The 24826-nt window shown below is 61.7% G+C and carries 25 protein-coding genes; 12 read left to right on the forward strand and 13 right to left on the reverse strand.

Annotated elements, in window-relative coordinates:
* Together FIU91_RS03105 and FIU91_RS03110 are read left to right on the forward strand one after the other, a co-directional pair.
* The gene (locus FIU91_RS03105) at nt 1-972 is read left to right on the forward strand and encodes a TniB family NTP-binding protein (protein WP_152461384.1); all 972 of its coding nucleotides are present in this window, start codon (nt 1-3) and stop codon (nt 970-972) included.
* Nucleotides 969-2516 (forward strand): TniQ family protein, encoded by a 1548-nt coding sequence (locus tag FIU91_RS03110; RefSeq protein WP_254702026.1) that lies wholly within the window; start codon nt 969-971, stop codon nt 2514-2516. Before FIU91_RS03105 ends, FIU91_RS03110 begins: the two co-directional genes overlap by 4 nt.
* A 408-nt stretch (nt 2517-2924) precedes the next feature.
* On the opposite strand, the gene FIU91_RS03115 is transcribed toward FIU91_RS03110, so the two are convergent.
* Nucleotides 2925-4757 carry a TniQ family protein gene (locus FIU91_RS03115; protein ID WP_152461385.1) on the reverse strand — a complete coding sequence of 611 codons (1833 nt, stop codon included), beginning with the start codon at nt 4755-4757 and terminating at the stop codon, nt 2925-2927.
* A gap of 632 nt (nt 4758-5389) precedes the next feature.
* On the opposite strand from FIU91_RS03115, the gene FIU91_RS03120 reads away from it, so the two are divergent.
* From FIU91_RS03120 to FIU91_RS03135, 4 genes are all read left to right on the forward strand, one after another.
* Nucleotides 5390-6439: an AAA family ATPase gene (locus tag FIU91_RS03120; RefSeq protein ID WP_152461386.1), complete on the forward strand. Its 1050-nt coding sequence runs from the start codon at nt 5390-5392 to the stop codon at nt 6437-6439.
* Nucleotides 6440-7066: 627 nt separating this feature from the next.
* Nucleotides 7067-7441 (forward strand): AAA family ATPase, encoded by a 375-nt coding sequence (locus FIU91_RS03125; RefSeq protein ID WP_152461387.1) that lies wholly within the window; start codon nt 7067-7069, stop codon nt 7439-7441.
* Complete coding sequence (locus FIU91_RS03130; RefSeq protein ID WP_172974914.1) at nt 7416-8300, forward strand: ATP-binding protein; 885 nt, start codon at nt 7416-7418, stop codon at nt 8298-8300. Before FIU91_RS03125 ends, FIU91_RS03130 begins: the two co-directional genes overlap by 26 nt.
* Before the next feature lie 56 nt (nt 8301-8356).
* Nucleotides 8357-9498, forward strand: a protein-coding gene (locus FIU91_RS03135; protein WP_172974915.1) for an IS3 family transposase whose coding sequence is annotated in 2 segments (ribosomal slippage) — nt 8357-8597 and nt 8597-9498 — 1143 coding nt in all. Because the reading frame shifts where the segments join, the coding sequence is not laid out codon by codon here.
* A gap of 328 nt (nt 9499-9826) precedes the next feature.
* Here the strand turns inward: FIU91_RS03135 and FIU91_RS03140 are convergent.
* The gene (locus FIU91_RS03140; protein WP_152461389.1) at nt 9827-10528 is read right to left on the reverse strand and encodes a FadR/GntR family transcriptional regulator; all 702 of its coding nucleotides are present in this window, start codon (nt 10526-10528) and stop codon (nt 9827-9829) included.
* A 192-nt stretch (nt 10529-10720) separates the two neighbouring features.
* On the opposite strand from FIU91_RS03140, the gene FIU91_RS03145 reads away from it, so the two are divergent.
* From FIU91_RS03145 to FIU91_RS03155, 3 genes are all read left to right on the forward strand, one after another.
* Complete coding sequence (locus tag FIU91_RS03145; RefSeq protein WP_254702027.1) at nt 10721-10870, forward strand: hypothetical protein; 150 nt, start codon at nt 10721-10723, stop codon at nt 10868-10870.
* Nucleotides 10871-10984: 114 nt separating this feature from the next.
* Complete coding sequence (locus tag FIU91_RS03150) at nt 10985-11416, forward strand: PACE efflux transporter (protein WP_152461390.1); 432 nt, start codon at nt 10985-10987, stop codon at nt 11414-11416.
* Entirely contained in the window at nt 11362-12060 is a 699-nt protein-coding gene (locus FIU91_RS03155) for a 5-formyltetrahydrofolate cyclo-ligase (RefSeq protein ID WP_371418240.1), read from the forward strand. The genes FIU91_RS03150 and FIU91_RS03155 overlap by 55 nt, the downstream gene beginning before the upstream one ends.
* Nucleotides 12061-12068: 8 nt before the next feature.
* Here FIU91_RS03155 and FIU91_RS03160 read toward each other — a convergent pair whose 3' ends face one another.
* The 3 genes from FIU91_RS03160 to FIU91_RS03180 all read right to left on the reverse strand — a co-directional run bounded on the left by FIU91_RS03160 (nt 12069) and on the right by FIU91_RS03180 (nt 14915).
* The gene (locus FIU91_RS03160) at nt 12069-12815 is read right to left on the reverse strand and encodes a sulfite exporter TauE/SafE family protein (RefSeq protein ID WP_152461392.1); all 747 of its coding nucleotides are present in this window, start codon (nt 12813-12815) and stop codon (nt 12069-12071) included.
* A 243-nt stretch (nt 12816-13058) separates the two neighbouring features.
* On the reverse strand, nt 13059-13805 hold the full coding sequence (locus tag FIU91_RS03165; RefSeq protein ID WP_152461393.1) for a M48 family metallopeptidase: 747 nt from the start codon (nt 13803-13805) through the stop codon (nt 13059-13061).
* Between the two features lie 642 nt (nt 13806-14447).
* Nucleotides 14448-14915: a hypothetical protein gene (locus FIU91_RS03180; RefSeq protein WP_152461395.1), complete on the reverse strand. Its 468-nt coding sequence runs from the start codon at nt 14913-14915 to the stop codon at nt 14448-14450.
* Between the two features lie 196 nt (nt 14916-15111).
* Between FIU91_RS03180 and FIU91_RS03185 the strand changes: the two genes are divergently transcribed.
* The 3 genes from FIU91_RS03185 to dctP all read left to right on the forward strand — a co-directional run bounded on the left by FIU91_RS03185 (nt 15112) and on the right by dctP (nt 18093).
* Entirely contained in the window at nt 15112-15606 is a 495-nt protein-coding gene (locus FIU91_RS03185; RefSeq protein ID WP_152461396.1) for a TRAP transporter small permease subunit, read from the forward strand.
* Entirely contained in the window at nt 15603-16925 is a 1323-nt protein-coding gene (locus tag FIU91_RS03190; protein WP_172974916.1) for a TRAP transporter large permease subunit, read from the forward strand. Before FIU91_RS03185 ends, FIU91_RS03190 begins: the two co-directional genes overlap by 4 nt.
* A gap of 79 nt (nt 16926-17004) precedes the next feature.
* The gene (gene dctP, locus FIU91_RS03195) at nt 17005-18093 is read left to right on the forward strand and encodes a TRAP transporter substrate-binding protein DctP (protein ID WP_093015090.1); all 1089 of its coding nucleotides are present in this window, start codon (nt 17005-17007) and stop codon (nt 18091-18093) included.
* Between the two features lie 165 nt (nt 18094-18258).
* Here dctP and FIU91_RS03200 read toward each other — a convergent pair whose 3' ends face one another.
* Genes FIU91_RS03200 through FIU91_RS03230 form a run of 8 tightly spaced genes read right to left on the reverse strand, consistent with a single transcriptional unit; the run spans nt 18259 to nt 24818 of the window.
* Complete coding sequence (locus FIU91_RS03200; RefSeq protein WP_152461397.1) at nt 18259-18927, reverse strand: NnrU family protein; 669 nt, start codon at nt 18925-18927, stop codon at nt 18259-18261.
* 2 nt (nt 18928-18929) lie between these two features.
* Nucleotides 18930-20117 (reverse strand): NnrS family protein, encoded by a 1188-nt coding sequence (locus tag FIU91_RS03205; RefSeq protein WP_152461398.1) that lies wholly within the window; start codon nt 20115-20117, stop codon nt 18930-18932.
* Nucleotides 20117-20371 (reverse strand): DUF6522 family protein, encoded by a 255-nt coding sequence (locus FIU91_RS03210; protein ID WP_093015084.1) that lies wholly within the window; start codon nt 20369-20371, stop codon nt 20117-20119. The genes FIU91_RS03205 and FIU91_RS03210 overlap by 1 nt, the downstream gene beginning before the upstream one ends.
* Nucleotides 20368-20607: an NnrT protein gene (locus tag FIU91_RS03215; protein ID WP_152461399.1), complete on the reverse strand. Its 240-nt coding sequence runs from the start codon at nt 20605-20607 to the stop codon at nt 20368-20370. The genes FIU91_RS03210 and FIU91_RS03215 overlap by 4 nt, the downstream gene beginning before the upstream one ends.
* Complete coding sequence (locus tag FIU91_RS19315; protein ID WP_172974917.1) at nt 20604-20780, reverse strand: hypothetical protein; 177 nt, start codon at nt 20778-20780, stop codon at nt 20604-20606. Before FIU91_RS19315 ends, FIU91_RS03215 begins: the two co-directional genes overlap by 4 nt.
* A 1-nt stretch (nt 20781) precedes the next feature.
* Nucleotides 20782-22665, reverse strand: coding sequence for a nitric oxide reductase activation protein NorD (locus FIU91_RS03220; protein ID WP_152461400.1), 1884 nt, complete (start codon nt 22663-22665; stop codon nt 20782-20784).
* Nucleotides 22666-22670: 5 nt separating this feature from the next.
* Nucleotides 22671-23465 (reverse strand): CbbQ/NirQ/NorQ/GpvN family protein, encoded by a 795-nt coding sequence (locus FIU91_RS03225; RefSeq protein ID WP_152461401.1) that lies wholly within the window; start codon nt 23463-23465, stop codon nt 22671-22673.
* 3 nt (nt 23466-23468) lie between these two features.
* Complete coding sequence (locus tag FIU91_RS03230) at nt 23469-24818, reverse strand: cbb3-type cytochrome c oxidase subunit I (RefSeq protein ID WP_093015076.1); 1350 nt, start codon at nt 24816-24818, stop codon at nt 23469-23471.
* Nucleotides 24819-24826 lie beyond the last annotated feature (8 nt).

Here is a 24826-nt window from a genome sequence, read left to right on the forward strand (position 1 = left end):
ATGCGCAGCGAACAAACCGCGTCGAACGCTTTCGAAGCACTTCGCAATCTCCACATCGGATCGAACCGGGACGCAGAGGCTGCGTCCCACATCGAGCGGCTTCTTCAGCGGGACGCCGAGGGGCAGGCAATGCCTGCTGCCCGGCGGTTCACGAAAACCGGCGAAACCCGGGGCTTCCTCCTCATCGGAAGCCCCGGGAGCGGCAAGTCGCACCTCGTGAACCGGACCTTGGCGAAGATGCCCGCGTTGGTGGATAACGGGTTCGGCCAGCCGCGCTACATTCAATGCTCGGTGCCGAGCCCGGCCACCTTCAAGAGCATGACTCTCGCGCTATTGGAGCAGACTGGTTATTCCGAGGCCAACCCGCGCAAGGAGGCGTGGTCGCTCTGGCAGACCTTCCGTAACCGGCTGCATCGGCTCGAGATTTCAGTCGTCTGGATCGACGAGGCCCACGATCTCTTCTGCGCGGACCGCAAGCTCATCCTCCGCGCGGTGAAGTCTCTGATGCAGGGTGAGAACGCGTGCGTCGTGATCCTGTCGGGGACAGAGGAGCTGGCGGATGTGATCCGCACCGACCCTCAGGTCCAGCGCCGTTTCAGCGCAATGGTTCTTCCTGCCCTCGTCGAGCAAGTCGATGGTGAGGCTTTCGCCGATATCATTGAGGGCTACTGCTCACGGGTTGGCGTGGCGCCCCCCGTTGAAGCCGACCTGATCGGGCGTCTGTTTCACGCCGGACGCTACCAGTTCGGCCGTGCGCTGGAACTCTTTCTCCTCGCTCTCGAGGGCGCGACCGACAAAGGTGCTGCGCGTCTCACGATCGATGATTTTGCGGCGGCGTGGACGATGCTCGAAGCGCGCCCCGCGTCGGAAAACGTCTTCCTTGCGGACAAGTATTGGACGCTCGATCTCGATGGTGACGCGTGCGATGGGGCGCTGCCGCGTCGCACCGAACGCAAGCGGCAGAGGGCATGATCATGCGTCGCCTTTCGCCTCTGCTCCCGTTCAACGATGACGAGACACCTATGTCCTGGGCGGCGCGACAGGCGGCGTTTCATACCGGTGGGCGCGTCAACAACTTCCTCAACGACCTCGGGGTGCCCATCATGGATCTTGCGCGTGGCAACGAGAGCGCGACCTCGCGGCTCTGCGAGATCGCCGGTCAAGATCCGGCACCGGTTCTGTGGAACACGATCAGCTCCGTCGGCAAGCGCCTCCAGAAGCTTCGTGGCGAGGAGTTCGCTACCGAATTCACCACCGGGGCCGTGACGCGCGTATGTCCCTCCTGCCTGGCGGAGGACATGGCGGAACATTCGTATCCGAACGAAGCGCTGCGGCACCGCCTGATTTGGCGGCTGGCTCCAGTGCGGACGTGCGGCACTCACGGCGTCGCTCTCCGTGACCTTCGAAAGGGGACGTGGGACGATGGCGCGCACGAGCTGCAATCCATGCGCGGTGCGATCGAGGACGAAATGAAGCGCCATATGGATCCGCGACCGCGAGCTGTTTCGCCCCTCCAAGACTACGTCATCAAGCGTTTGGAGGGGCATGACGGACCAGCTTGGTTGGACGGGCAGCGGATCGATCAGGCTGTCCGCGCAACCGAGATGCTCGGAGCGCTGATGGCGTTTGGCGCGGAGCAGACGGCCTCGAGCATGTCCGAGACCATGTGGGATGATGCAGGACGCGCCGGGTGGCCCCTCGTCGTAAAAGGCGAGGAGGCGGTTAGAGATCATCTCGTCATTCGGATCGAAGAGCAGGGAAAAGGGAAGGGTGGCGCGAGCCCGCGCAAGGCCTATGGCATGCTTTACAGCTGGCTTTCTGCAAGCCGGCTCTCCAAGGACCCGGGGCCCATCCGCTCCGTCCTGCGCGGTGTCATCCTGGACAATACGCCCATGGTTCTAGGGCATATGCTTCTGGGTGAGCCTGTTGCTCGTCCCAAATTGACTCGTGTGAGCTCGATCGCGGCGGCTGAAGGGATGCATTCCAGCACGGCCGTGAACGTCTTGCGGGCAGCAGGTCTGATTGCGAGCGAGGGGGCAGGTCGCGACGAACTCGTAGTCGACTATCTTTCAGCCAAGCAACTGATCGACAGGGTGAAGCATGCTGTGCCGGTAATCCAAGTGCCAGACATGATGAATACGTCACGTCCTATCGTCGCCGCGCTCATTGAGTTGAAGCTGCTCAAGAGGGTGCAGGAGCAACCGCACCTCGAGAGCAAGATCGGGAAGGCGGTGGACGGTCGGGATATCCGGAACTTGCTGAGATGGCTCGAGGAGCAATTCGAAGCCGTCGAGGTGGTCCCGGAAGAATACGTCTCCATCGCTAAAACGGCGGAAAGGTGTCGCGCCAAGGCGGGCGCCATACTGGAGCTTCTGTTTGGAGGATACCTCAAGAACGTGCTTCGAGACTCCTCGGAAATTGGATTGAACGCGGTCCGCATCGATCCCCAAGAGCTTGATAGTCTCCTGGCATCTCCGCCCGAAAGTGTCTCGGAAGCGGTTCGCTTCCTAATGTAAAGATTCGATCCCCGCCGCCGGCGACGGGTTCTTCGCAACGTCGATCATCGAAATCCGCGACCAATCGAGCACATGCCGCCTTCGGGCGGCATTTTTCTTGAACTTTCGATGGCCATTTTCTGCGTGCAAAATGGTCAAGTGGCCGCCGATCCGACGCAGGCCCAGAAAAATATATTTTAATAACAGCTACTTAAATTCCACCGGAATTAGCTGAATGGCCATTTCCGGCGTGCTCCGACACTAGAAGCCAGAAAAACCAAAAGAGTGCGCAAACGACGCCAAAAGACTGCGCAAGCTCTGTCAAGCCGTTTTGTCAGCGTTTGTTATAGGCTCGTACAACACCACGACCGAAGGTCTAAGCTCCCGACTTGAATGGACAATTCGCTCGGCTCCGTCCAGCGCCGCCCTCTAGGGCTGCTCGAGGGCCTCGTCGACGTCGCGTTTCAGGTAGAGGCCGCCATATTCCTCGTCCGCCGAGCTGAACGGCTCCACCCCGGCTCTCTTGAGGCGGGCAACGAGGCTCTGCCACGAGAAGCCGTGTGATCTCGATGCCGTGCGCAGAGTGTAGAAAGTGGCGTGGAACGCATCCGCATCCTCGCCGGTGATGTAAGGCTGGAGAGCGCCGGTGCGCGGATTGCGGAGCCTTGTGGCGGCCGTATGCCCGTTTGCGACCAGCCGCCTCAGATGTATTGGTCGGCCGATCCCGACTGTTTTCGCGAAGAGCTCCAGAGACATGGCCTCAGGAGCCTCATCGGCGACAGCCGATGCGACCTCGTCGTGGTAGACATAGAGAGCCGCATAGCCGTCAAAATCGGAGTGTCGACCGACGCGACGGATGAGGCCCTCCCTGATGCCGTCAATGATGACGCCTGGATTGATCTTCAAGCGGCTTGCCGATTTCGAGATATGCTCCCAGCCATGCTGGGCCTGGCGAAGCGGTTCTGCGCCGGCGAAGAGCTCGGTCAGCATTGCTTGGCCGGCCCACGGGTCCCAGACCGATTTCGTTTCGGAGGTCTCGAGCGCAGGCTGGAGAATTCCGTCGGCCACCAGACGGTCGAACTGAGACCGTGACATGCCCAGGGACTTGGCGAAGTGAGTGGCTGGCACCAGTCGGGTCATCGCGTTCAGGAGCGGCTCGGCTGCTTCTGCATCGAAGACTTCCCAGGCATCGGGTCGCTGATCGGCGATCAGTCCTCTGCTTCTCAGCATCTTTCGGAGCCGCCGAGGATCGATACCGGTTTCCCGTGACGCCGACTGGACGGAGTGAAGCTTGCGTTGATCGACCGGTTCGCCCAGCAGATCGTCGCCGGTCCCGAGCGGCCAAGTCTCGATGAGATGGGTGCGCAACAACTCGCGATACGGAGCGAACTCGGGAGCGTGTCGGTAATCTCGGGACAGGCGATCGTAGAGGACCGGATAGATCGCTTTCGGACCTCGATGTGGTTCACCAGGCAGATCCTGGAGACGCTGCAAGGCCTCGCGGATGCGCGTCGGACCGTGTCGCGCCACGGCGAAACCCATCTGCAGAAGAGCCCAACGGTCTTCAGGGTGAACATCCGAGGGCGCGGCGGTCTCGTGTCGCATGAGCGCGCTGCCAAGCAGGAAGCAAAACGTAGCAGCTGCATGCAGGGGGTGCTGATCAAGCCAGCACGAGCCTGGTGCGTCTGTCAGGCGTGCCTCGATCCATTCATCGAAGTCGGTCGGCTCCCGTGTCTCGTGGTCGAATACGCCAGATACGATGTCCGACGCGATGGACCGAAAGCGCACGACCGTGTCGTACCGCTCGGTCGGCCGCACGTGGCGCCAAAGGGGAACGAGCGGGTGATCGTGCTTCAGGCAGATCGTCAGGGTGGGCACCGTCCACGTGCCGCGTAGAGCCATCGCCTGTTCGGGTGGCAGAAAGGAGGTGGCCGCATCCTGCCGCAAGCAGACCGGACACCCCCGGATCACCGGGTCGCGGATGAGTTTGCCAGGGAACGGCTCGCCGCGCAGCACGTGGCGCCGCCCTTCCTGTTTCCGCGCTGTCCAAGCCGTCAGTTGAGAGGCATCAGTGCCTCCCAGCATGGCCAGTTCAGCGACCGCCTCGGGCTCACCATCGAGAACGCGCTGGAACGCGATGTCTTGTTCCAGGCCAAAGCCTCGCGCATCAGTTCCATTCACCGCGGCGAGACGCGCCATGAATGAAAAGGCAGTCTCCCGATCAGCGAGGTCGACACGCAACGGCAATGGTCTTCGCAGCATGTATTGGCCTCCGGAGGATTCGACGTGCTTTATCGGTCGCGAGTGGGAGAACGAAAAGCAATAACCCTGATGGCCAATCCGAAAAGCATATTTCTGTCTGCACCGGCAGGTCTGGGCGTTTAGAGGGCCAAGGACAAATCGCACTTATTTATCAGATTCATACTAAGCGTTGCAGCTTTGCGCCACTCCTATAATTTGCGAAAAACTCCTTATCGATATGCGAGATCGCCTTTTCCATAAGACAAATTCAATCGACAAACCGATTGCGAAAAATTGCTTTTCGGCGCGTATCGCGTCTTCCTCGAGCACCCAAAATTCGTAATAGAGAAAATCCAGACTTGCTCACCGAGAGACCCACGCATAGCCACTCAAGTGTCGGAAGGAGATATCGCATGAACTGGGCCACAATCCTCATACGCGTCTATATCTGACCCCCGGCTGCGCGGGGGCCGGTGATCCCCTGCGACCTCTCCAGACAGGATCATGTCTTTGCGACCGGGCCTCCGTGCCCGCGGCGTTCCGCGCTCCCATCCTTTTCATGGAGAGCAAGATGATCCCTCATACCCTCGTAATCCTGACCGACCTCGCGACCCGCCAGATCGAGCCGCGCCCTCATTCCCGGGGAGGAGGTCATGTCTGATAGACCCCAGCCAACCTACGCAGTGGTTCCGTCCGCCCTCGACGTTCCGTCGGAGCGCGCTTTCGTGGAGCGGTTCACCGCGTTCTCCCATCAGTTGAGCCGGAACCTCGGTTCAAGATACGGATCGACCCACGGCAAGATTATGAAGGCGACCAACTTGGCAAAGGAAGCGCATGATCGTCATCTGCGGGCTGCAGGTGTGTCGCGGCTTGTGCGAGACCAGCAGGTTCAGCTGGCGCGCTTGGCCCGCCGTGGTGCCACATTGACTGGGCCTTGCACGCTTCATGCCGTCGACGAGTGGGCGGCTGCGCTCCACGAGGCATCTCCTTGGATGTCGGAGGTGGGCACGTTCCTGATGCGCCACATGCGGCGCGCCGTCGAAAAGGGGCGGTTCGGCCTGAGTATTCCGCCGATCCTGCTCGTCGGGCCTCCCGGTGACGGAAAGACCACCTATGCTCGGCTTATTGCGGAGCTCTCCGGCACGCCGTTTCGCCAAATCGACGTCGGGAGCGGCAGCGCCGGGTTCCGGATCACGGGGCTCGAGCGCGGTTGGAGCAGTGCGCAATCGGGCGTGCCGGTCGAGATGATGCTCGATCGCGGGGTGGCCAACCCGTTGCTCATCGTAAACGAAGTCGACAAAGCTCATGGCGTGCGAAGCACAAAGGGGTCCGTCAACGACTTGGAGACCAGCCTGCTGCAACTGCTCGAGCCGGAAACCGCATCGCGCTTCGAATGTCCATCTCTTCGCGTGCCGTTCGATCTGTCTCGCGCGTCCTGGATCCTGACCGCAAACGACCTGCAGGCGGTGCCCGATCCGCTGGTAGACAGATGCACAGTGTTTCGAATGCCTGAAGTAACGCCCTCCGTCGCGGGGCTGATGTTCGATGCGATTGCGCGGAACCACGAGGTGATCGACCAAGAGCTGCTGTGCCAAGTCCGTGACATGGTCATCGGGGCGTCACGCACCGGAAGTTTAAGCCTGCGGACCATTCAAAGGGTCCTCGCGGGGCTAGAGCAGTTGCCAGGCAACGTCCTTCACTGAACGTTCCACACGAGGTATATTGCCGAGGGGCTATCGAGGTCTGAGCTTTGTGAGATCGCCTGCCGGTCAGACGAGAATCGGCAGGCGAGGCCATTCATTAGCCAGCAGATGCTCCAAATCGACTTGCATGTGGTTAAACATCCAGCACGCATCGGCGCCCGCCCGTGATAATCCCTGACCTGAAAACCGCGACCTTTTCTACTGCGCACGCTTCCAGACCTCGATCATCTCTCGTGGCTTTTTGAAACTACCTTGCGGTGCAGGATGCGTGGAGAGGAGCTGGCGTTCGGTAGGGCTACGTGTCGTTCATGCGCCCAAACCTGGAATGTAAATTCACCAGGGATAAGGCGAACACGCAGTTCGGAAGGCGAGCTGCTGCTCGCTGCATCATAGCAGTGCAGCAGCGATGCGCACCGGGTGAACGGTTACGTTTTCATCCATAGTCGATGCATCCGATAGGGAAGCAGACTTGCCGAAGCTCAAACGAAATGATCTCATTGAACTCTAATGTTTCGCACTCAGCGCTTACGAAGAGCAAACTCTTGGATTAAATAGCGTTATAAAAACGATGCACGCTAAGCCGATCTTTAGTAGCGCTAAGTTGTTGTTGATTTTATAGGGCTTGCTATGAAACTGGTTGCACTAGAGGTGGAGAACTTTCGTGCTTATAAAGATCGGCGGAGAGTCGAGCTTGACGATCTAACCACACTCATCGGCAAAAATGACGTCGGAAAGTCAACCCTCCTGGAGGCACTTGAGGTATTTTTCAATAATGATGTAGTTAAAATCGAGAGCTCCGATGCGAATGTAGAATCGGACCATAGATTGGTCTCGATCATGTTTGAATTTGAAGATTTCCCCAAGACGATCACTTTGGATGCTGGTGCAGAAACAAGCTTGGCAGATGAGTATCTTCTAGCAGAGAATGGTAAACTTCAAATTGAGAAAGTTTTTGACTGCTCCAAGCCTAAACCTAGTGAGCAGTTTTTTTTTGGTTTGTAGTCATCCCTCAGCCAAAGGTTTCAATGATCTTCTCAGCCTAAAAGAATCTGGGTTGCAGGCCAAAGTTAAGGACCTGGGCCTAAATGTTGCGCTAAAGGGCAATCCTAAAATGCGCAAGGCAATCTGGGAGAGCGCCGAGGATCTTGACCTGAAGCCTCAGAGACTGGAGCTTGGGAAAGGCAATGAAGATGCAAAGAAAGTTTGGGATAAGCTAAACGGCTACCTTCCCATGTTCGCACTTTTTCAGAGTGACCGCGCGAGTAGGGATAGCGACAACGAGGTTCAAAACCCACTTAAGGGTGCCATCAAGGCGGCTATCGCTGAAGCAGCCGAGCACATTCATGAAATTGAGGAGCTTGTGCGGACAAAGGCAGAAGAAATTGCAAGACTTACACATTCTTCCTTGACCGAAATTGACCCAAAGCTCGCAGAGTCATTGACTCCAAAATACAATCCACCTCAGGCCTCGAAGTGGGCTGGATTGTTTTCGCTTGGGATGGAAGCGAACAATGGCATTTCTTTGAATAAGCGTGGCAGTGGTGTTCGACGAATGATTCTCGTCAGTTTTTTTAAGGCGGAGGCTGAACGCCGTTTGAAGACATCCGCCAAATCTAACATCATATATGCCATTGAAGAACCGGAAACGTCGCAACACCCAGACAATCAGCGGGTGCTCATGAACGCCTTTAGAGACCTCGCTTCAATGCCCGGTTGTCAAGTGGTGCTAACAACACACAGCCCAGGTCTCGCCGCAGACCTTCCGACGGAAAGCATCCGGTTTATCCAGAACCCAGACGGAGCGCATGTTCCCGACATTACTTCGGGTGCCGATGTCTTCGGAGAGGTGGCTGGAGTTTGAATAGCCCCGTGTATCGTGGACGCCTTCTTCGCTAATTTTGAGGCAAGGAGGCCATGATGAGCAGCAGCAAGTTCAGCGATGAGTTCAAGCGGGACGCGGTCGCGCAGATCACCGAGCGGGGCTACCCGGTTAGGGAAGTATCGGAGCGTCTCGGGGTCAGCCCGTATTCGCTCTACGCTTGGAAGAAGAAGTTCGCGAAGGCGTCATCGGGAGAGGCGGAGAAGGACACGGAGATCCGTCGGCTCAAGCGTGAACTCGTGAGAGTGACGGAGGAGCGGGATATCCTAAAAAAGGCGACCGCGTATTTCGCCAGGGATGCAAAGTGAGATACGCGTTCGTGGCCGAGCATCGCGGGCAGTTCTCCGTCCGGGCCATGTGCCGTTGCCTGCGCATCCAGCCGAGCGGCTTCTATGCGTGGTTGAAGGCGCCGCCCCGCAAGCGTGCCCAGGAAGACGCCCGCCAGACCGAACTGCTGAAGGAGGCCTGGGTCGAAAGCGGCAAGGTCTATGGGCACCGCAAACTTCACGACGATCTTCTCGAACAGGGCGAAGACGTCTGCCTGAACCGCGTCGCGCGCCTGACCGGGCTGGCCGGGATCACAGCACAGATCGGCTACAAGCGCCGACCCGGGAAGTATGGTGGCAAACCCTCGGTCGTGGTCGACAACACTCTGGATCGGCAATTCGACGTGGAGGCGCCGGATAAGGTCTGGGTGACCGACATCACCTACATCCGCACCCAGGAAGGCTTCGCCTACCTCGCTGTCGTAATAGACCTGTTCTCTCGGCGCGTGGTCGGATGGTCCATGCAGTCGCGCCAGACGACCGACGTCGTGCTCCAGGCTCTGCTCATGGCCACATGGCGGAGGAAGCCGAAGGCTAAGGTGCTGATCCACTCCGATCAGGGAAGTCAGTTCACCAGCATGGACTGGGCCGCTTTCCTGAAAGCCCATGACCTCGAGCACTCCATGAGCCGTCGAGGCAACTGCCACGATAACGCCGTCGCCGAAAGCTTCTTCAACCTGCTCAAGCGCGAGAGGATCAGGCGGCGCAGCTACCGCACCCGAGAGGAAGCCAGGCGAGACGTGTTCGACTACATCGAGATGTTCTACAACCCGAAGCGCAAGCACGCGCGGAACGCAATGCTGTCGCCCCTCGAGTTCGAGCGGCAGCAGAAACTGAGGAACGAGGGCGTCTAAGAAATTCGGGGCTATTCAGATAGACCAGAGGCCGACCATGCACTAACAAACTAACCGGACCACCCGGTGGGGGCAGACCATTACTGTTTGCGCATACTATTGGCGTCTTTTGGCGCGATGCGGAGATCAAGTCATTGATATTAAATTATTAAGTTCGAATGCGAATCGCGTCCGAGCATTCTTGCGCACTGTTTTGCCGTGTCTGGCTCTGGAGCACGAAGATCAGCTAATGGTCGCAAGGCGCCAGCTTTTCTCCGACTTGGCAATATCGATCCGACGCGAAGCGATCATATGCGGCAGGATACGGTCGGGCTGACGATCTGGGCTCTCACGGCCTCTGCCGTTCCAGATCGAGAACGCCCATGTCGATGCTCACGGCTTCAAGATGCTCGGCCATAGCGTGATGCGCGGCCGGGGCGTCGCCTGCCGCGATGGCGTCGACCACACGCGCGTGTTGATCGCTATGAACCTTGGTGAACTCGTCGACGCCTATCCGGCGATAGGTGCGGTCCCATTCCCGTTGCCAGACGGCCCGGCACCGGGCGCTGGAGAAGTGACGCAGAAGGGCGATCAGGACCGGGTTGCGCGCGACATGCGCGATCGACTGATGGAAGGCGTCGTCTGCACGCTCGCAGGCCGCACGATCGCGCGCCGTTCGGCCGTCCTCCAAACGGGCGCGCAGAACACCGAGCTCGTCGGGAGTGGCACGGTCCGCAGCGGCAGCTGCGATCTGCGGTTCAAGCAGTCGGCGAGCATCCATCAGGTCCGCCGAGGTCGTCGCCTCCAACAACAACGTATCTTTCACCGGGCGTCCCAATGGCGCGCGGCCTCGAAACGTCCCCTGTCCGACGTGCCGCCAGACCTCGCCCTCCGCCTCGAGCGCAGCCAAGGCGGTACGAAGTGTCTCTCGACTGCATCCGACAAGATCTTTCAGGACACGTTCCGGCGGCAGGCGATCTCCCGACGCCGGGGCACGCTCCTCGAGAACCCGCCACAGCTGCGCTTTCGCCGTCTCTCTTTTCGTCCGCATGCGCCCGCTCCGGTTAAGACCAATATCCGGACCATAGCCACAGTCTGAGGAGAGAACACCTGCACATCCGTCTCGTACAGGAACGCTTTCGCAGAATCTTTGCGTCGGCAACCGGGCGGATGCGCGCCGGGGTCGGTGCGCTTATCGGAATCAGTTTCTGTGCGATGCTTGTCAGCGTCGGCGCCGCACGACATGCCAGTCGGAGCGCTTCTCGGCCGGCTGGCAGTACAGGGAAGCGAGGTCGTCCCGGTGACGCGACACGCCCGCCTCGTCGGTATCCTGACGCGCTCCGACATCATGCGTTTGCTGCTTCATGGCGCGGCGGAGCGTTCGGGCGCATAGCGTTGGGTTGAAAAGCCACCCCTCAATGCTCATGATAGCAAGAGGCGAGGACGGCCTCGCTCGGCCAATCGGCCAACACGCGGGACGGCCCGATCAACAATCGGAGCCTCTCTCATGCGTAGCACCGCAGACCGTATCCGTCAGGCCGTCAGCTTCGAGCTCATCGGAATTCTAATTGTCACACCGCTCTTTGCCTGGGGCTTCGATCATCCGATGGGTGAGATGGGCATCCTGGTGGTGCTCGGCGCCACGGCGGCAACAGCCTGGAACTATCTTTTCAATCTCGGCTTCGACCACCTGTTGAACTGGCGGCGCGGCGATGTCCGCAAGACCGTGCCGCTTCGGCTGGTCCATGCCGTTCTGTTCGAAGCGACCCTTCTGGTCCTTCTGCTGCCACTCTTTGCCTGGTGGCTCGAGATCTCGCTGGTTGCCGCGCTGGTGATGGAGATCTCGTTTGCGACCTTCTACATGGTCTATGCCTTTGTCTTCACATGGGGCTACGACCTCGTCTTCCCACCGGAACAGACGGGACAGGCACCGACGTGACTGGAGACGAGACCACTGGGGGCACGAGACCCTGCGCGGCGCATCTCCTTGTCGATGGGCACTTGATTGATCCAGAGACCGCTCGGGACGTCGCCCGGTTCCGCCGCGCAGAGCGCGCGCGGCTTGTTGCCGAGCGTGCATTATCCTCGCACGAGCGAGAGAGAGCGACAGCCTTTTTGATCGATGGTTTGAACCGGATCGTCAGCCTTGAGGCCGGCATGTCCCTCGCCGTCTATTGGCCAATCCGCGGCGAGCCGGACCTGCGCCCGTGGATGCATGCCGCCCATGCTGCCGGTGTCCGGCTTCTGCTGCCTGTGGTGGTCGAAGACCATGCGCCGCTCGAGTTTCGAACTTGGTCTCCGGAGAGCCGCATGACCCGCGGTGTCTGGAACATCCTTGTGCCGGCCGATGGCGAGCCGGGTTTGCCCGACACAGTGATCGCACCGCTCGTGGGGGTCGACGACGATCTTTTTCGTCTCGGAAATGGCGGAGGATATTACGACCGGACCCTGGCTCGGCTGGAGCCGCGGCCACGAATTATCGGCGTCGGCTTTTCCGGATGCCGACTGCCCACGATCTATCCAATGCCCTGGGACATCCCGATGACGGAGGTGCTGCTATCGGAGGGCACCCATCTGGCGTGACCTTGTCGTCAGAACATGAAGAACACCGCAGTCAGGATAGCACCGATGCAGACGATCAAGGCCCGGAGATAGACCGTGTTCCTGATGCGCCGAGCTTGTTGCGCTCCGATGTATCCGCCCAGCGTGGTCGCGAGGGCCAGGATCGTGGCAGGTTCCCAGGCAATCAGGCCGGCGGTTGCGTAGGTTGCAACGGAGACCAGTGAGAGCACCGCGGAGAGCAGGTTCTTCAGGCCATTCATCCCATGCAGGTTCTGGAAACCGATCAAGCCGAATACGGCCAGGAGCATGATCCCCAATCCGCCGTTGAAATAACCGCCATAGGCAGCAACGAGGAAGAGCGCCGCAGCCGAGAGTGCCGGTCCGACACTCCACCCCCGCGCGCGGACCACCGCGACCAGACGCGGACCGGCAGCGAAGAGAAGCGTGGCCGTCAGCAAGAGCCATGGCACGATGCCCACGAACGCGTCGCCCGGTGTGATCAGAAGAAGCCCGGCGCCCGCAAGCCCGCCGAGGGCTGCAATCAGGAGGATACTGCCCAACCGGAGGCTCCCCTCCGCGCGAATATCGCGCCGGTATGCCCAGGCACTCCCGATATAACCGGGCAATGCGGTCATCGTCGCCGTGGCGTTCGCCATGATTGGGGGCACCCCAAGCCAGACGAGGACCGGAAAGGTGAGGAGCGTGCCGCCCCCGGCAATGGCATTCACCATACCGGCGAGAAAGCCGGCAATTATGAGAATGACGATCGATAACATCTGGGCATCCTTGCAAGAGAAGGAATGCCTTTACGCCCCACAGTATTTGGTCTGCAAATTGGTCTTGTATGTGCCCGCCTTGCACTTCGGTTCACGACGCTTGGACCGAGTTCGGACTTGACCGGGACGCCGTGCTGAGCGGACTGCAGCCTCGCGCTTAACATCACAAAGTCGGTCGCGCGCGTCACGCACAACTCCTCGAGCGCCCATAAACGACGACCGAAGTGACAAGCCTGTTTGCCGTCAGGCCTCGATCATCTCGCGCAGCTCTCGGATGCGCCCTTGCGGTGCGGGATGCGTCGAGAGGAGCTCTGGCGGCCGGTTGGGCTGTGCGTCCTGCGTGCGCTCCCAAAGGCGAATGGCGGCGTCAGGCTGGAAGCCGGCTTCGCTCATGAGGGCGAGGCCCAGACGGTCCGCTTCGAGTTCTTGCTGGCGACCGTAGGGTAGAGCCACCCCGTAGCGCAGGCCCAGCCCGAGCGCCGCCATGATTTCCTCGTCGAACTCGATGTCGGATTGCCTCAGGAAGAAGGCCACGACGCGCTGAAGTGCGTTCTGAGCGCGTGCGTTGCCCATGCGCTCGCGCACATGGTCCGCCTGCAGGTGGCCGATTTCGTGGCCGATCACCGCGGCCAGCTGATCCGGACTTTCGGCCAACTCGTAGAGCCCGCGGTAGACGCCGATCCGTCCGCCAGGAAGTGCGAAAGCGTTCACCTGATCGGACTCGAATGCCACGACCTCCCAATTGGCGGGCATATCGCCCGCAGCCTCGATGAGGCGAATGGATAAGCCGCTCACGGTGTCCCGGAAGGCCCGGTCGCTGCTTTCGGGAACATCCGCGCGGATCCGCTCCCAGGCCTCAGCCCCCATTTCCGCAGCTTCCTGCTCGGACACGAGGACGGACGCGCGGTCGCATGCCGGCAGCGTTGCGATGGGAAGCGTCGCGACACCGGCAAGCACGCCTCTTCGGGTAACGTGGCAATTGCAGTTCATGGACAGCTCCGTGGCTTTGAAAGGACTACCTCAGAGGTCCGCGTGAAGTTCCCCTGGAGAATGGCCTATCCTGAAGAGACAGCTGCCATCCGCCATCACGTTACACGTCCATGGGCGTGACGATACCTTCGAAGTGGCCGTACTCGTCGAAGACCAGGACCATGTGCGCAGGCGCTGTCCTCAGCCGATCAACCACGTCAAGCGCGTCCTGACCGGCTCACCCACCATTGCGACATCGTCGAGACCGACAACGAGAGCTGGCGCTTCAAGACACGAGCCTGAGCCCCAGAACATCGCTGGCCCGATCCGGTTGCGCTGTATGATGGTTACACCGCATCGGGCCAGCTTCCGGTGCGCTCAGAGGGGTCAATCTTCGGCGCCGATAGGGGGTCAGAATTGGACGCCGATTGACAGAATAATAGGCGGACTCGCCCAAAGGCAGCATCACGAACAGCGTGAACAGCAACAGCGCTGGCAGCAGCAGGATCAGCGCGGCGGTCACCCGCCCGTTGGACAGGCTGCGACGCAGACGGTCGGACGCCGGCAAGCGCCGGGACGTGGCGGCAGTGGCCTGCAGTCTCTCCGAAACGGTGAAATCGAGGAGGCCGACGCGCAGAGGAGATGCGCGCCGGCCGAGAAGGCTTAGCGGAAGTCCCAAGCCTCCCGGACTTGCGCGGCTCCTTCTTCCGGCGTGATCGCGCCTTGCGCGAGGTCCGCCGAAACGTCGTTCACCGTCGCCCCGACCGATGCTCCGAGGAATTGGTCGAGGAAGATCTGGTGATAGCTGCTTTCCTCGATATGGGTGGCAACTGTGCGGTAGAGCTGGTTTTCCAGCGCATCGGAGGTGCCTTTGGCCACCGGGATGACGATCTCCTGGCTGGCGGCCTGGCGCTGGTTTTCCTCGTTCAGCATGAATGCGAGGAACTCGACCGCCTCGGGCTCCGCCGAGGAGGACACCGCCCAGCCGTTGATCCCGCCGAGCGTGGCGGCCTCGCCTCGTTCGGTCACCGGATCGGCAATGGTCGGGAAGCTGATGATCCGCATCTCGTCATCCGAGAGCCCGCCGCTCGTCGAGCGTTCGCGCATCGGCAGGTAGTCCCAGTCGCCCATCAGGTAGAAGGAACTCGGGACGCATTCTGGAGCAAATCATCCAACCTCATGATTCTGCAAAAGCGGTCTTGAGGTTATGTATGCAGAAGCGCTCGCTCCGCCGGTTGCACTTCGACCTCATGCCAACCAAGGTGCGGCACAACACTGGTGGGATGCGACATCCAGCCGGTCACGACACGGGTTTTGGGAGGAGCCAATGGTCATCCGCGCCATCGACGGGCTGAACGAGATCGTCGGGAGGATTGTCTCGGTGGTCGCGGTCGTCTTCGCCGCGATCATCATCTACGACGTGGTGATGCGCTATGCCTTCAACGAACCCACCCGCTGGGCCTTCGACGTCTCGAAGCAATTGTACGGGTTCTATTTCATCTTGCTGGGCGGATACGCGCTGCGCCATCGAGCGCATGTGAACGTTGATCTCGTGACGGAAAAACTCGGCCCGGGCGCGCTCAAAGCGGTTGAGGTCGCAGGCTACGCCATCTTCTTCTTTCCATTCGCCTGGGTCTTCCTGACGCGGTCGTGGGAATTCGCCATGCGGTCCTGGACCCAGGGCGAGACCACCTACGGTGCGATTCAGATGCCGGTCTATCCGCTGAAAATGGCGATGTGCGTCGCCGCCGGGCTTCTGCTGCTGCAGGGCGTCTCGGAGGTTCTCAAGATCATCCTCAACCATCGCGAGGACCAGGCATGAGCCCCGAACCTCTCGCACTCTGCATGTTCGGCCTGCTGCTATTGGGCCTGTTCATGGGTCATCCGCTGGCGTTCGTCCTTGGCGGGACCGCCGTTCTCGGCGCGATCCTCGCGGGCAAGACGATGGTGCTGGGGATCGTCATCAACCGCATCTTCGGCGACGTCCTGGACAATTACACGCTGATCGCGATCCCGCTTTTCGTGCTGATGGCTCGGTTCCTGTCGGATTCCGGCGTCACCGACCGGATGTTCGAGGCGCTGCGCTTGCTGCTCAGCCGGGTCCGTGGCGGTCTCGCGCTGGCGGTCGTGTTCATCTCGATCCTGCTGGCGGCGACCACCGGCATCATCGGTGCGTCGATAACCGTGATGGGCGTGATGGCGCTGCGCCCGATGCTGCAATACGGCTACGCACCGACGCTGACGACGGGCGTCATCGCCGCTTCGGGGTGTCTCGGCATCCTGATCCCGCCGTCGATCATGCTCATCCTGATGGCGAGCTACTCCCCGCTATCGGTGGGTGAGCTCTTCGCGGGCTCGATGATTCCCGGCGTGCTTCTGGGGCTCGCATACGCGCTCTATGTCTACGTGATCTCCGTGCTCCGTCCCGACCTGGCTCCGGCGGTCGAGCCGGATGAGAAGATCAGTCGCGGTGCGCTCTTGCGGATGCTGGCCCTCGAGGCGCTCCCGCCGCTGGTGCTGATCTTCGGCATCCTCGGATCGCTCCTCGCCGGCATCGCCACCGCGACCGAGGCCTCGGCGATCGGCGCCGTGCTGGCGCTGCTCATCGTGATCCTGCGCGGTCGCTTCACATTATCGACCTTCTACGGTGCGATGCTCGAGACCGGGCGAACGTCGGCCATGATCCTGTTCATCGTTCTGGGAGCGACGGCCTTTACCGGTGTGTTCAACATAACCGGCGGCCTGCGCGCGACGCAGGACATCATTCGCTCGCTCGACATGGAGCCTTGGATGCTGCTGACCATGATGATGGCCATCGTCTTCGTCCTGGGCGCATTCCTCGATTGGACCGGGATCGTGCTGCTGTCTTTCCCGATCTTCCTGCCGATCGTGCAGGAGATGGAAGGCGTGAGCCTTCTGTGGTTCGTCGTCCTGATGGCGGTCGTGCTGCAAACCTCTTTCCTGACGCCACCCTTCGGATACGCGCTGTTCTATCTGAGGTCTATCGCGCCACGTGAGGTCAGGACAGGTCACATCATCCGGGGCGTCCTGCCGTTCATCGCGATCATCGTCGTGATGTGCTTTCTCGTGGCGTTCTTCCCTCAACTCGTCACCTGGTTGCCGTCCGCGCTCTACAGCTGAGGCAACCCTTGATGTCCCGGCCAGCGGTGCCGGGGCGTCCGTTCCAACCAAAAACCGTTCTTCTAGGAGGAGACTGAAGATGACGACTAAGGCACTCGCATTGGGCACGGCGCTCGTGGCCGTGACGGCCGCGCCGGCCCTGTCCCAGGAAAGCTGGACGATGACCACGACCTGGCCGTCTTCGCTCGAACTGATCGAGACGGATCGCCACTTCGTCGAACTCGCCAATGCACTGACCGGCGACGAGCTCCAGATCGAGTTCTTCGAGGGCGGCTCGCTGGTCCCCGCGGGCGAAGTCTTCGGCGCTGTGGAGTCCGGGACCGTGCAAGCCGGTGGCGACTGGCCGGGATATTGGGCGGGCCGCGACTCCGCGTTCTCGCCGCTCGCGACGACGCCGGCTCTGTTCAACGCGGTCGACTACGTCAACTGGATCCAGCAATGGGGCGGGGCGGAGCTTTACGACGAGATCTACGGCCAGTTCGGCATGGTCTATCTGCCCTATGGCGTGACTAACAACGAATCCGGCTTCCGCACCACGGACGAGCCCATCCGCACGCTCGAGGATCTTCAGGGCAAGCGTTTGCGCCTGTCCGGTCTCGAGCAGGGGCGCCTGCTTGAACGTCTGGGCGGCAACCAGGTCTCGATGGCCGGTGGCGAGATCTACCAGTCGCTCGAGCGCGGAGTCATCGACGGGGCGGAATTCTCGACGCCCAACGTCGATTTCTCGGCCGGCTTCCAGCAGGTCACGGATTACTGGGCGACTCCCGGCTGGCACCAGTCGGCTTCGGTCTTCGGTGTGATGATCAACCAGCAATCCTGGGACGCGCTGTCCGAAGAGACGCAGAACAAGCTGGAGATCGCGGCTGAAGCCACGCTGCTGTGGTCGCTGGCCTTCACGGAAAAGCGCGCGACCGAGGCCTATGCCAAGTTCGAGGAAGAGGTCGAGATCAACCGCTACGACGACGAGACGCTCGAGCAGGTTCAGCAGATGGCCAACGAGGTGATCGTCGAGACCGCGTGCGAAAACCCGAACTCGGCGAAGGTTTATCTCAGCATGATCGAGTATCTGGACGACTACGCCAAATGGCGTGACGCGTCGGCGCCGTACAACCTCGGCCGCACGCCCAATGGCCCGGATGCCGAGGCCCTGCGCGAATGCGCCGGCTGATCGACACCGATCCTGAATAAAGACTTGGTGCCCGCCTTCTGGGCGGGCATCTGGCAACCTCTCGATTTGCGTGAAGGCGCCTCGCCACGAGCGACGACCCTTCCGCTCGATGAGACGCACTGTTCCCCTACCCTCCGGCAGCGCGACCGTCCGCTTCCAGAGATATCACACCGCTGGCACGCCGATCACATAAGGATGGGCCAGGAGGAGCGCGGCGAACACTGCGATACCAAGCATCAGCCGCAGGATCAGAAACAACCATGACCGAGGCGCATGGAAACGTGCGCCGGCCTTGCGTGCCGTATCGAGGGCCTCCCAGTTCGACGCGCCCATCACGGCTCGCTTGCGCCGGTCGATCATGGCCCGGCCGACAATCGCGAAACTGCCCAGCACGCCGAACAGGATCACAAACGAAAGATCGCCGTTGGGCAGCAGGTGGACACCCGCCCAGATCGCAAGCGCCAGGAGAACGGGGTGCCGTGTCCAGCCCACGATGCCGGAGCGCGCGGGATCGAACCTGTCGTTTCGCGCCCCGCCAAAGGAAAACGGGTTTGGCCGTGCGATGCTCAGCGCGAGGATCACGCATACCGCCAGCATCCCCAGATGCGCCGCGTGGCGGTGCCAGCTCAACTGCGGCCAGAGCTGCACATGAGGAGCCTCGCCCGCAGCCCAGATCAGGATCGCGAGCATCCCGACCGAAAGGATCGAATAACCAGCGCGGAAGCCGCGTTCACCGATCCTGTCGACAAGGCGCGCCTTGACCGGCGGTCGCACGGGGATCGAGTGCGTCAGGAAAAAGACCGCGAATACGGCGGCGAAGCCTGCCCATCCCATCCTTATTTCTCCGGTCTTGGACGCAGAAGAGCAGGGCCGTAGACAAGTGCGAAGCCTGCGAATGCGGCCAGCCAGAGCGCCCCTGAAAGATGCGTCAGGCCCGAATGAACACTGCCGAGGTAGCGGCTCAGGACCGAGCCGAAGATACAGAAGTAAATCGCTACGGTTGCCCGGTTCGCGGTGAGTGACTGACCCGTATGGCCAAGGGTGGCGCGGGTCATCACGGCGAGCGTCATCGCGCCGATCGCCCCGGCCATCCAGAGGTGCTGCGCCCCGGTGGTGCCGCGAGTGCCGAAGATTTGCTCAAGCCCGATCGCAAGCGCACCCAATGGAATGAACAGGTAGGCTGCGTGCAAAACCCAGAGGAGGGGCTCGCGCCACGTGTGCAGGGGTGTCCAGCGAGCCTGTCGGGCAAGATGAAGGCCGCCGAATGCAATCAGCGCCGCTGCGGATTGCATGTCGCGAGGCCCCGCGACCCAGAGCATCAGGAGGGCGATGCTCGCCAGCAGAACGGCCCTGTCGAAACGCTGCATCGGCGGCACAGGACGCACAGGATTGTTTTCCTTCGCCAGCCAGTTTCGGGTGAAGGACGGGATGATCCGTCCGCCGATCACCGCGATCATCATGATGCCGGTCGCGAGGCCGAGACGCAGCCCAAGCCCTTGCGCGGCGTAAGCCCCCGTAAGGGCCTCGATATGGAAAATGCCATTGGCCAGCACGAAGACGGCAAGGAGGCCGAGGACAATCAGATTGCGCCAGTTCCGGCCCGCCACGATCTCGCGCAGGATCAGGCCGCCGAGAAAGAGCGGAAAGGCCAGATCGAGGGCAGGGGCGACCGCTTCGGGAAGATGGCTCGAAACCAGCACCGCGACACGGCCCGCGACCCACAGAGCGAAGAGCGCCGCCAAGCGCCATCCTGCTATCGGCAAGCGGCCGGTCCAGTTGGGCACCGCCGTCAGCAGAAACCCTGCCAGAACCGCGCCGAGATATCCGAAGAGGAATTCATGCGCGTGCCAGGACACCGGGTCGAACCGCGTCGGCAGAGCAAGCGCGCCGGACAGGGCAGGCAACCATAAAGCCATCGCGAGAGCGACCCAGAGCGCGCCAAAAAGGAAGAAGGGCCTGAAGCCGAAGCTGAAGAGCGCTGGTCCATGCCAAACCGGCATGTGTTCCGCTGATGTATCGGCCATCATCGTGATCCTGTTCTGGTGCGCGTGGTCTTGAGCACTGTGCCGTCCTCGGAGCAGGTCAGGCGCACGCGCATGTCATCGTGAAAGAAGGTGAGCCGGATCTTTCCGGCGTCGTCGCCTTCGCCCGTCTCCAGCCGGGTCTTGATACGGCCGTCACGCATTCGGTCGCGGACCTGGGCGGGTGTCAGTTCCAGAAGCCCTGCGAGATCGGCGGCGTCGATGGTGGGCTGGCCCGTTTGCATGTCGATCTTCATATCGGCTCCTGTCTGTCGGCCAAGTTCATGAGGTGGCGGATATGGCGGGCGAAATACCACGTTGCCGGTGCGCCGATCACGCAGCCCAGGGTCAGCGACACGGCCGTGGATGCGACCGGTCCGCCGACCCAGCTGAAGATCAGCGAGGCGAAAAAGACGTTCACCGCTGCTGCCCCGGCCCCGAACGGATAGAGCGCCAGCGCGATGCGCCGGGTGGACCACCCCTGCCGGGTCATCTGCGCGACACCAGTTTTTGCACGGCGATCATGGACACGACGAGCGCAATGCAGGCCATCGCGTACCAGAATTCCGCGGTGGCTGACTGGGCTTGCGGGATGGGCCGGTCGAAGCTCTCGGCAAGGGCGGGCGAGGCGAAGAGCGCGGCGAAGGGAAGGATAAGTCTGCGCATGTCAGGTCTCCTGTGTCAGGGTCCGGTAGATGTCGGGCAAGGCCCGGGTCAGGCGTTCGGGATCGGGCAGAAGGGTGAAGCCGCCGCGTCCGAAGATGCGTGCGAACCAATCCTGCCCGTCCTCGTCGATGATGATGCCGTGCAAGCTTTGCCCTGCATTTCGAGCTTCGCGCACGGCCATGTGGCTGTCCTCGATACCGTGCTGGCCCTCGTAATGGTCAAGGTCGTTGGGTTTGCCGTCGGTCAGTACGATCAGGAGTTTTCGGGCACTCGACTGCTCCGACAAACCTGCGCTGACATGGCGGATCGCGGCGCCGAGGCGCGTATAGTGGCCGGGGCTTAGCGCTCCGATATTGGCGGTGATCTCGGGCGACATGGGGGCGTCGAAATTCTTGCAGCGCGTCAGGAACACACGGTCCCTTCGCAGCGAGGAGAAACCCCAGATGCCAAGACGGTCGCCCGCCGCATCGATGCCCCCGGCCAGCGCCGCCATTGCCTCCCGCGCCACCTCTATGACCGAAGTGTCGCCGATGGCGGCCTCGGTAGAGCGGGATGTGTCGATCAGGAAGGCCACCGACAGGTCGCGCTCGGTCTGGCGAGCCGATTGCCAGATGCGATCCGAGCCGCGCCCGGTGGCGGCCAGGTCCGCGCGGGCCGTCAGCAGGGCGTCGAGGTCAAGCTCGGAGCCGTCGACCTGCCGCGGTTGCAGGATCCTGCGCGGGCGTAGCGCCTCGAACTGGCGGCGGACCTCGCGCAGGCGGCGGGCGTCGGGCACGAATGCCGTACCGCCGGGGCGCGCGGGCGCGTCCAGCACGCGGCAATGGCTGGTCATGTAACTTCGGCTGCGGTGGTTCCACTCGGGATAGGTATATTTCCCGGCCAGCGCCTCGTGATCGGCGTCGGCGGGCGACAGGTCGAGATGCAGGCGCAGGCGGGTCGCGGCCTTGCGATCCTGTTTCGACAGGGTGATCCGGTCCTGGTCGTCGGCGGCCTTCTGGGCGTTCTCGTCGTCGTCATCATCGACGCTGCGGTTGATGTTCATCGACTCGACCCAGGACAGGATCGACTCGAACCGGTGGATGATGAAGCTGTCCTTGCGGTTCTGCTGATCCTGATCCTTGCGTTCACCCGACTTGCGGCTGGTCTGTGCGGTATTGGGCGGAGGCGCGGCTGGATCCGCCTGCTCTTGGCCCGCCGGTGCGCCGCAACCGGGGTCGGCAAAGCGCAGCCAAATTGGCACGGGTGCTGCGGGCATGTAGCCGCGTGGGGCTTGGGCAGGCGCAAGCGTGGGTTTCGTCCCGCAAAGCTGGTCGAGAATGGCGGCTTCCATGGACGCCTCCTCGGCAGGCCGGATGACCTTCGGACGTGTCTCGGCGCAGTGTAGAGCCATCTGTGCATAGCTTTGTCGCAGCCCGGGACAGACGGCATAGGCTGCGTCCGCTGCGGCCATGTTGGCGCGGATCTGGGCGCAGTCGAGCGCGGCTCCGTCCACGGCGAAGTCGAACGCGGCGATGTCGGAGCAGGCCGCCAGCGCCGTCAGCCAGAAATAGGCAGCACGGTTCAGCGCGGGTTCCGGAAAGGCGGCGATGACGGGCGGCAGGGCCAGGCGTTCCCCGTCGAAACGCGCGACCCATTCGTGGTCCCTCTCGGCCCCGACCCTGCGCCGGAGGGGCCGGCGGTGGCGCACCAGCGTCGCGGCAGCTTCGGAGAGTTCCACATCCGGCGCCCCGCCCAGCGAGCGGAAGAGCATGGCAAGGCTGGGTCGGAGCGGGGCGAGCGTAACGCTGGCCTGCGGGTAGCTGACCTCGGCCCCGATCCCGCTGGCCATGTCGTGCCAGAGGTTGCCGACGGTCTCTTCGGGTTCCATGAGATCGAGAAAGTGCATCGCGCTTACCCGTAGATCGTCTCGACGAGGTCGCGCAGCGCCTGCTGCACGTCCGGCTCGTCGCTGAGAGGTTCGATGACGGCGGCCTCGAGCGCCTGAATGACGCCCATACCCCCCGCCATCAGGGTCGCCGCATAGATCAGCAGGCGGGTCGAGACGCCTTCCTCCAGGTCCATGCCCGACAGTCGCCGGATATGGCCCGCGAGCCGCACCAGCGGCGCGACGCGTCCCGGCTCCAGCCGGCTTTCGGCGGCGACCACGGCGATCTCGGTTTCCGCATCCGGAAAGTCGAAGGAGATCGACAGGAACCGTTGTCGGGTAGAGGGTTTCAGCCGCTTGAGCACGTTCTGGTAGCCCGGATTGTAGGACGCCACGAGCATGAAGCCCGCAGGCGCCACAAGTTCTTCGCCGGTGCGGTCGATCATCAGGGTGCGGCGCGTGTCCGTCAGAGGGTGCAGGACCACGGTGACGTCCTTGCGCGCCTCGACCACCTCGTCGAGATAGCAGATCCCGCCCTCGCGCACGGCGCGGGTCAGGGGGCCGTCAACCCAGACCGTCTCGCCGCCCTTGAGCAGGTAGCGCCCGATCAGGTCCGCGGCCGACAGGTCGTCATGGCAGGCCACGGTATAAAGCGGCTTGCCCAGCCGGGCAGCCATATGTTCGACGAAACGGGTTTTGCCGCAGCCGGTCGGCCCCTTCAGAAGAAGGGGCAAACCGTTGTCATGGGCCGTCTCAAAGAGGTCGCATTCGCGGCCAGTGGGCTGATAGAACGGCAGGGTGGGTTTGCTTTCCATGTTCATGGCTCACTCTCCCGGAACAGGGTTTGCAGGGCCGGGGGTGATGACCTCTTTCCGGCGCACGACCAGCATCGAGTAGATGAAAAGGAGTGCCCCGATCACCACGGCGGCCCCGGCGCCGAAGCGCATCAGGTAGAAGACCGAGAGGCTGTCCTGCACGTCCATGTAGTAGTCGCCCACGACGCGCTGCATGTGCGTCTGGATGGTGCCGGCGAAGGTCAGCACGAAGGTCATGAAGGCCATGCCCCCGGTCATCAGCCAGAAGCTCGCCATGTTAAGCACCTGGTTATAGGGCTCGCGTTGGCGCAGCATCGGCATGGCGTAGCTGAAGACCGCAAGGTTCAGGGCCACGTATGCGCCGTAGAAGGCAAGGTGCCCGTGGGCCGCGGTGATCTGTGTGCCGTGGCTGTAGAAGTTTACCCCGTGCAGCGTGTGCAAAAAGCCCCAGACGCCAGCGCCGAAGAACGCGACCGTGGAGGATCCCAGCGACCAGAGCAGGGCGGCCTTGTTCGGGTGGGTCTTGCGGCCTTTCCACACCATGACGAAGGCGAAGGACATCATCAGGAAGAACGGTATCACCTCGAAGGTCGAGAATATCGAGCCGACCCACTGCCAGTATCCCGGCAGACCGATCCAGTAGAAGTGGTGCCCGGTGCCGAGAATGCCCGAGAATAGCGCGGTGGCGACGATGACGTAGAGCCATTTCTCGACGACTTCGCGGTCGACGCCGGTCAGCTTCAAGAGCAGGAAGGCCAGGATCGCGGCCATCACCAGTTCCCAGGTCGCTTCGACCCAGAGGTGCACGACGAACCACCAGTACATCTTGTCGAGGCTGAGATTGTCGGGGTTGATGAAGGCGAAGACCCAGAGCAAGGACAGAAGCCACAGGCCCATGAGCAACACGTTGGTGATCGCCGTTCTCTTTCCCGACAGAACGGTCATCGAGACGTTGAGCAGGAAGATAAGCGCAGCAACGAGAATGCCGAACTTGACCCAGAGGGGCTGTTCGAGAAACTCGCGGCCGCCATGGATGCCGACGAGGTAGGATCCAACCGCGCCGAGCGTGCCCACGAGCAGGATGACAAGCTGAAGATATGCCAGTTTCGGAGACCAGATCTCGCGCTCGGCTTCTTCGGGCACGAGGAAGTAGGCTGCCGCGAAAAAGCCCAGCAGGAGCCAGACGATCAGCGCGTTCGTATGGATCATTCGGATCACGTTGAAGGGCAGCAATTCGGACAGGAAATTGGGCGAGACATAGACCCAGCCCGCAAGCAGCCCCCCGGCCACCTGGATGCCGAAAAGGGCCAGCGCGGCCAGGATATACCAGTACGCCACTTTCTGAGATTGGTATTTCATCTGCTTCG

It is taken from the genome of Roseivivax sp. THAF30, assembly GCF_009363575.1.
GTDB lineage: Bacteria > Pseudomonadota > Alphaproteobacteria > Rhodobacterales > Rhodobacteraceae > Roseivivax > Roseivivax halotolerans.

Excerpts from the sequence above, each read along its gene's own strand:
- FIU91_RS03105 (WP_152461384.1), top strand. The coding sequence starts at position 1 with ATGCGCAGCGAACAAACCGCGTCGAACGCTTTCGAAGCACTTCGCAAT.
- FIU91_RS03110 (WP_254702026.1), top strand. The coding sequence starts at position 969 with ATGATCATGCGTCGCCTTTCGCCTCTGCTCCCGTTCAACGATGACGAG.
- FIU91_RS03115 (WP_152461385.1), bottom strand. The coding sequence starts at position 4,757 with ATGCTGCGAAGACCATTGCCGTTGCGTGTCGACCTCGCTGATCGGGAG.
- FIU91_RS03120 (WP_152461386.1), top strand. The coding sequence starts at position 5,390 with ATGTCTGATAGACCCCAGCCAACCTACGCAGTGGTTCCGTCCGCCCTC.
- FIU91_RS03125 (WP_152461387.1), top strand. The coding sequence starts at position 7,067 with ATGAAACTGGTTGCACTAGAGGTGGAGAACTTTCGTGCTTATAAAGAT.
- FIU91_RS03140 (WP_152461389.1), bottom strand. The coding sequence starts at position 10,528 with ATGCGGACGAAAAGAGAGACGGCGAAAGCGCAGCTGTGGCGGGTTCTC.
- FIU91_RS03145 (WP_254702027.1), top strand. The coding sequence starts at position 10,721 with ATGCCAGTCGGAGCGCTTCTCGGCCGGCTGGCAGTACAGGGAAGCGAG.
- FIU91_RS03150 (WP_152461390.1), top strand. The coding sequence starts at position 10,985 with ATGCGTAGCACCGCAGACCGTATCCGTCAGGCCGTCAGCTTCGAGCTC.
- FIU91_RS03155 (WP_371418240.1), top strand. The coding sequence starts at position 11,362 with ATGGGGCTACGACCTCGTCTTCCCACCGGAACAGACGGGACAGGCACC.
- FIU91_RS03160 (WP_152461392.1), bottom strand. The coding sequence starts at position 12,815 with ATGTTATCGATCGTCATTCTCATAATTGCCGGCTTTCTCGCCGGTATG.
- FIU91_RS03165 (WP_152461393.1), bottom strand. The coding sequence starts at position 13,805 with ATGAACTGCAATTGCCACGTTACCCGAAGAGGCGTGCTTGCCGGTGTC.
- FIU91_RS03180 (WP_152461395.1), bottom strand. The coding sequence starts at position 14,915 with ATGGGCGACTGGGACTACCTGCCGATGCGCGAACGCTCGACGAGCGGC.
- FIU91_RS03185 (WP_152461396.1), top strand. The coding sequence starts at position 15,112 with ATGGTCATCCGCGCCATCGACGGGCTGAACGAGATCGTCGGGAGGATT.
- FIU91_RS03190 (WP_172974916.1), top strand. The coding sequence starts at position 15,603 with ATGAGCCCCGAACCTCTCGCACTCTGCATGTTCGGCCTGCTGCTATTG.
- dctP (WP_093015090.1), top strand. The coding sequence starts at position 17,005 with ATGACGACTAAGGCACTCGCATTGGGCACGGCGCTCGTGGCCGTGACG.
- FIU91_RS03200 (WP_152461397.1), bottom strand. The coding sequence starts at position 18,927 with ATGGGATGGGCAGGCTTCGCCGCCGTATTCGCGGTCTTTTTCCTGACG.
- FIU91_RS03205 (WP_152461398.1), bottom strand. The coding sequence starts at position 20,117 with ATGGCCGATACATCAGCGGAACACATGCCGGTTTGGCATGGACCAGCG.
- FIU91_RS03210 (WP_093015084.1), bottom strand. The coding sequence starts at position 20,371 with ATGAAGATCGACATGCAAACGGGCCAGCCCACCATCGACGCCGCCGAT.
- FIU91_RS03215 (WP_152461399.1), bottom strand. The coding sequence starts at position 20,607 with ATGACCCGGCAGGGGTGGTCCACCCGGCGCATCGCGCTGGCGCTCTAT.
- FIU91_RS19315 (WP_172974917.1), bottom strand. The coding sequence starts at position 20,780 with ATGCGCAGACTTATCCTTCCCTTCGCCGCGCTCTTCGCCTCGCCCGCC.
- FIU91_RS03220 (WP_152461400.1), bottom strand. The coding sequence starts at position 22,665 with ATGCACTTTCTCGATCTCATGGAACCCGAAGAGACCGTCGGCAACCTC.
- FIU91_RS03225 (WP_152461401.1), bottom strand. The coding sequence starts at position 23,465 with ATGAACATGGAAAGCAAACCCACCCTGCCGTTCTATCAGCCCACTGGC.
- FIU91_RS03230 (WP_093015076.1), bottom strand. The coding sequence starts at position 24,818 with ATGAAATACCAATCTCAGAAAGTGGCGTACTGGTATATCCTGGCCGCG.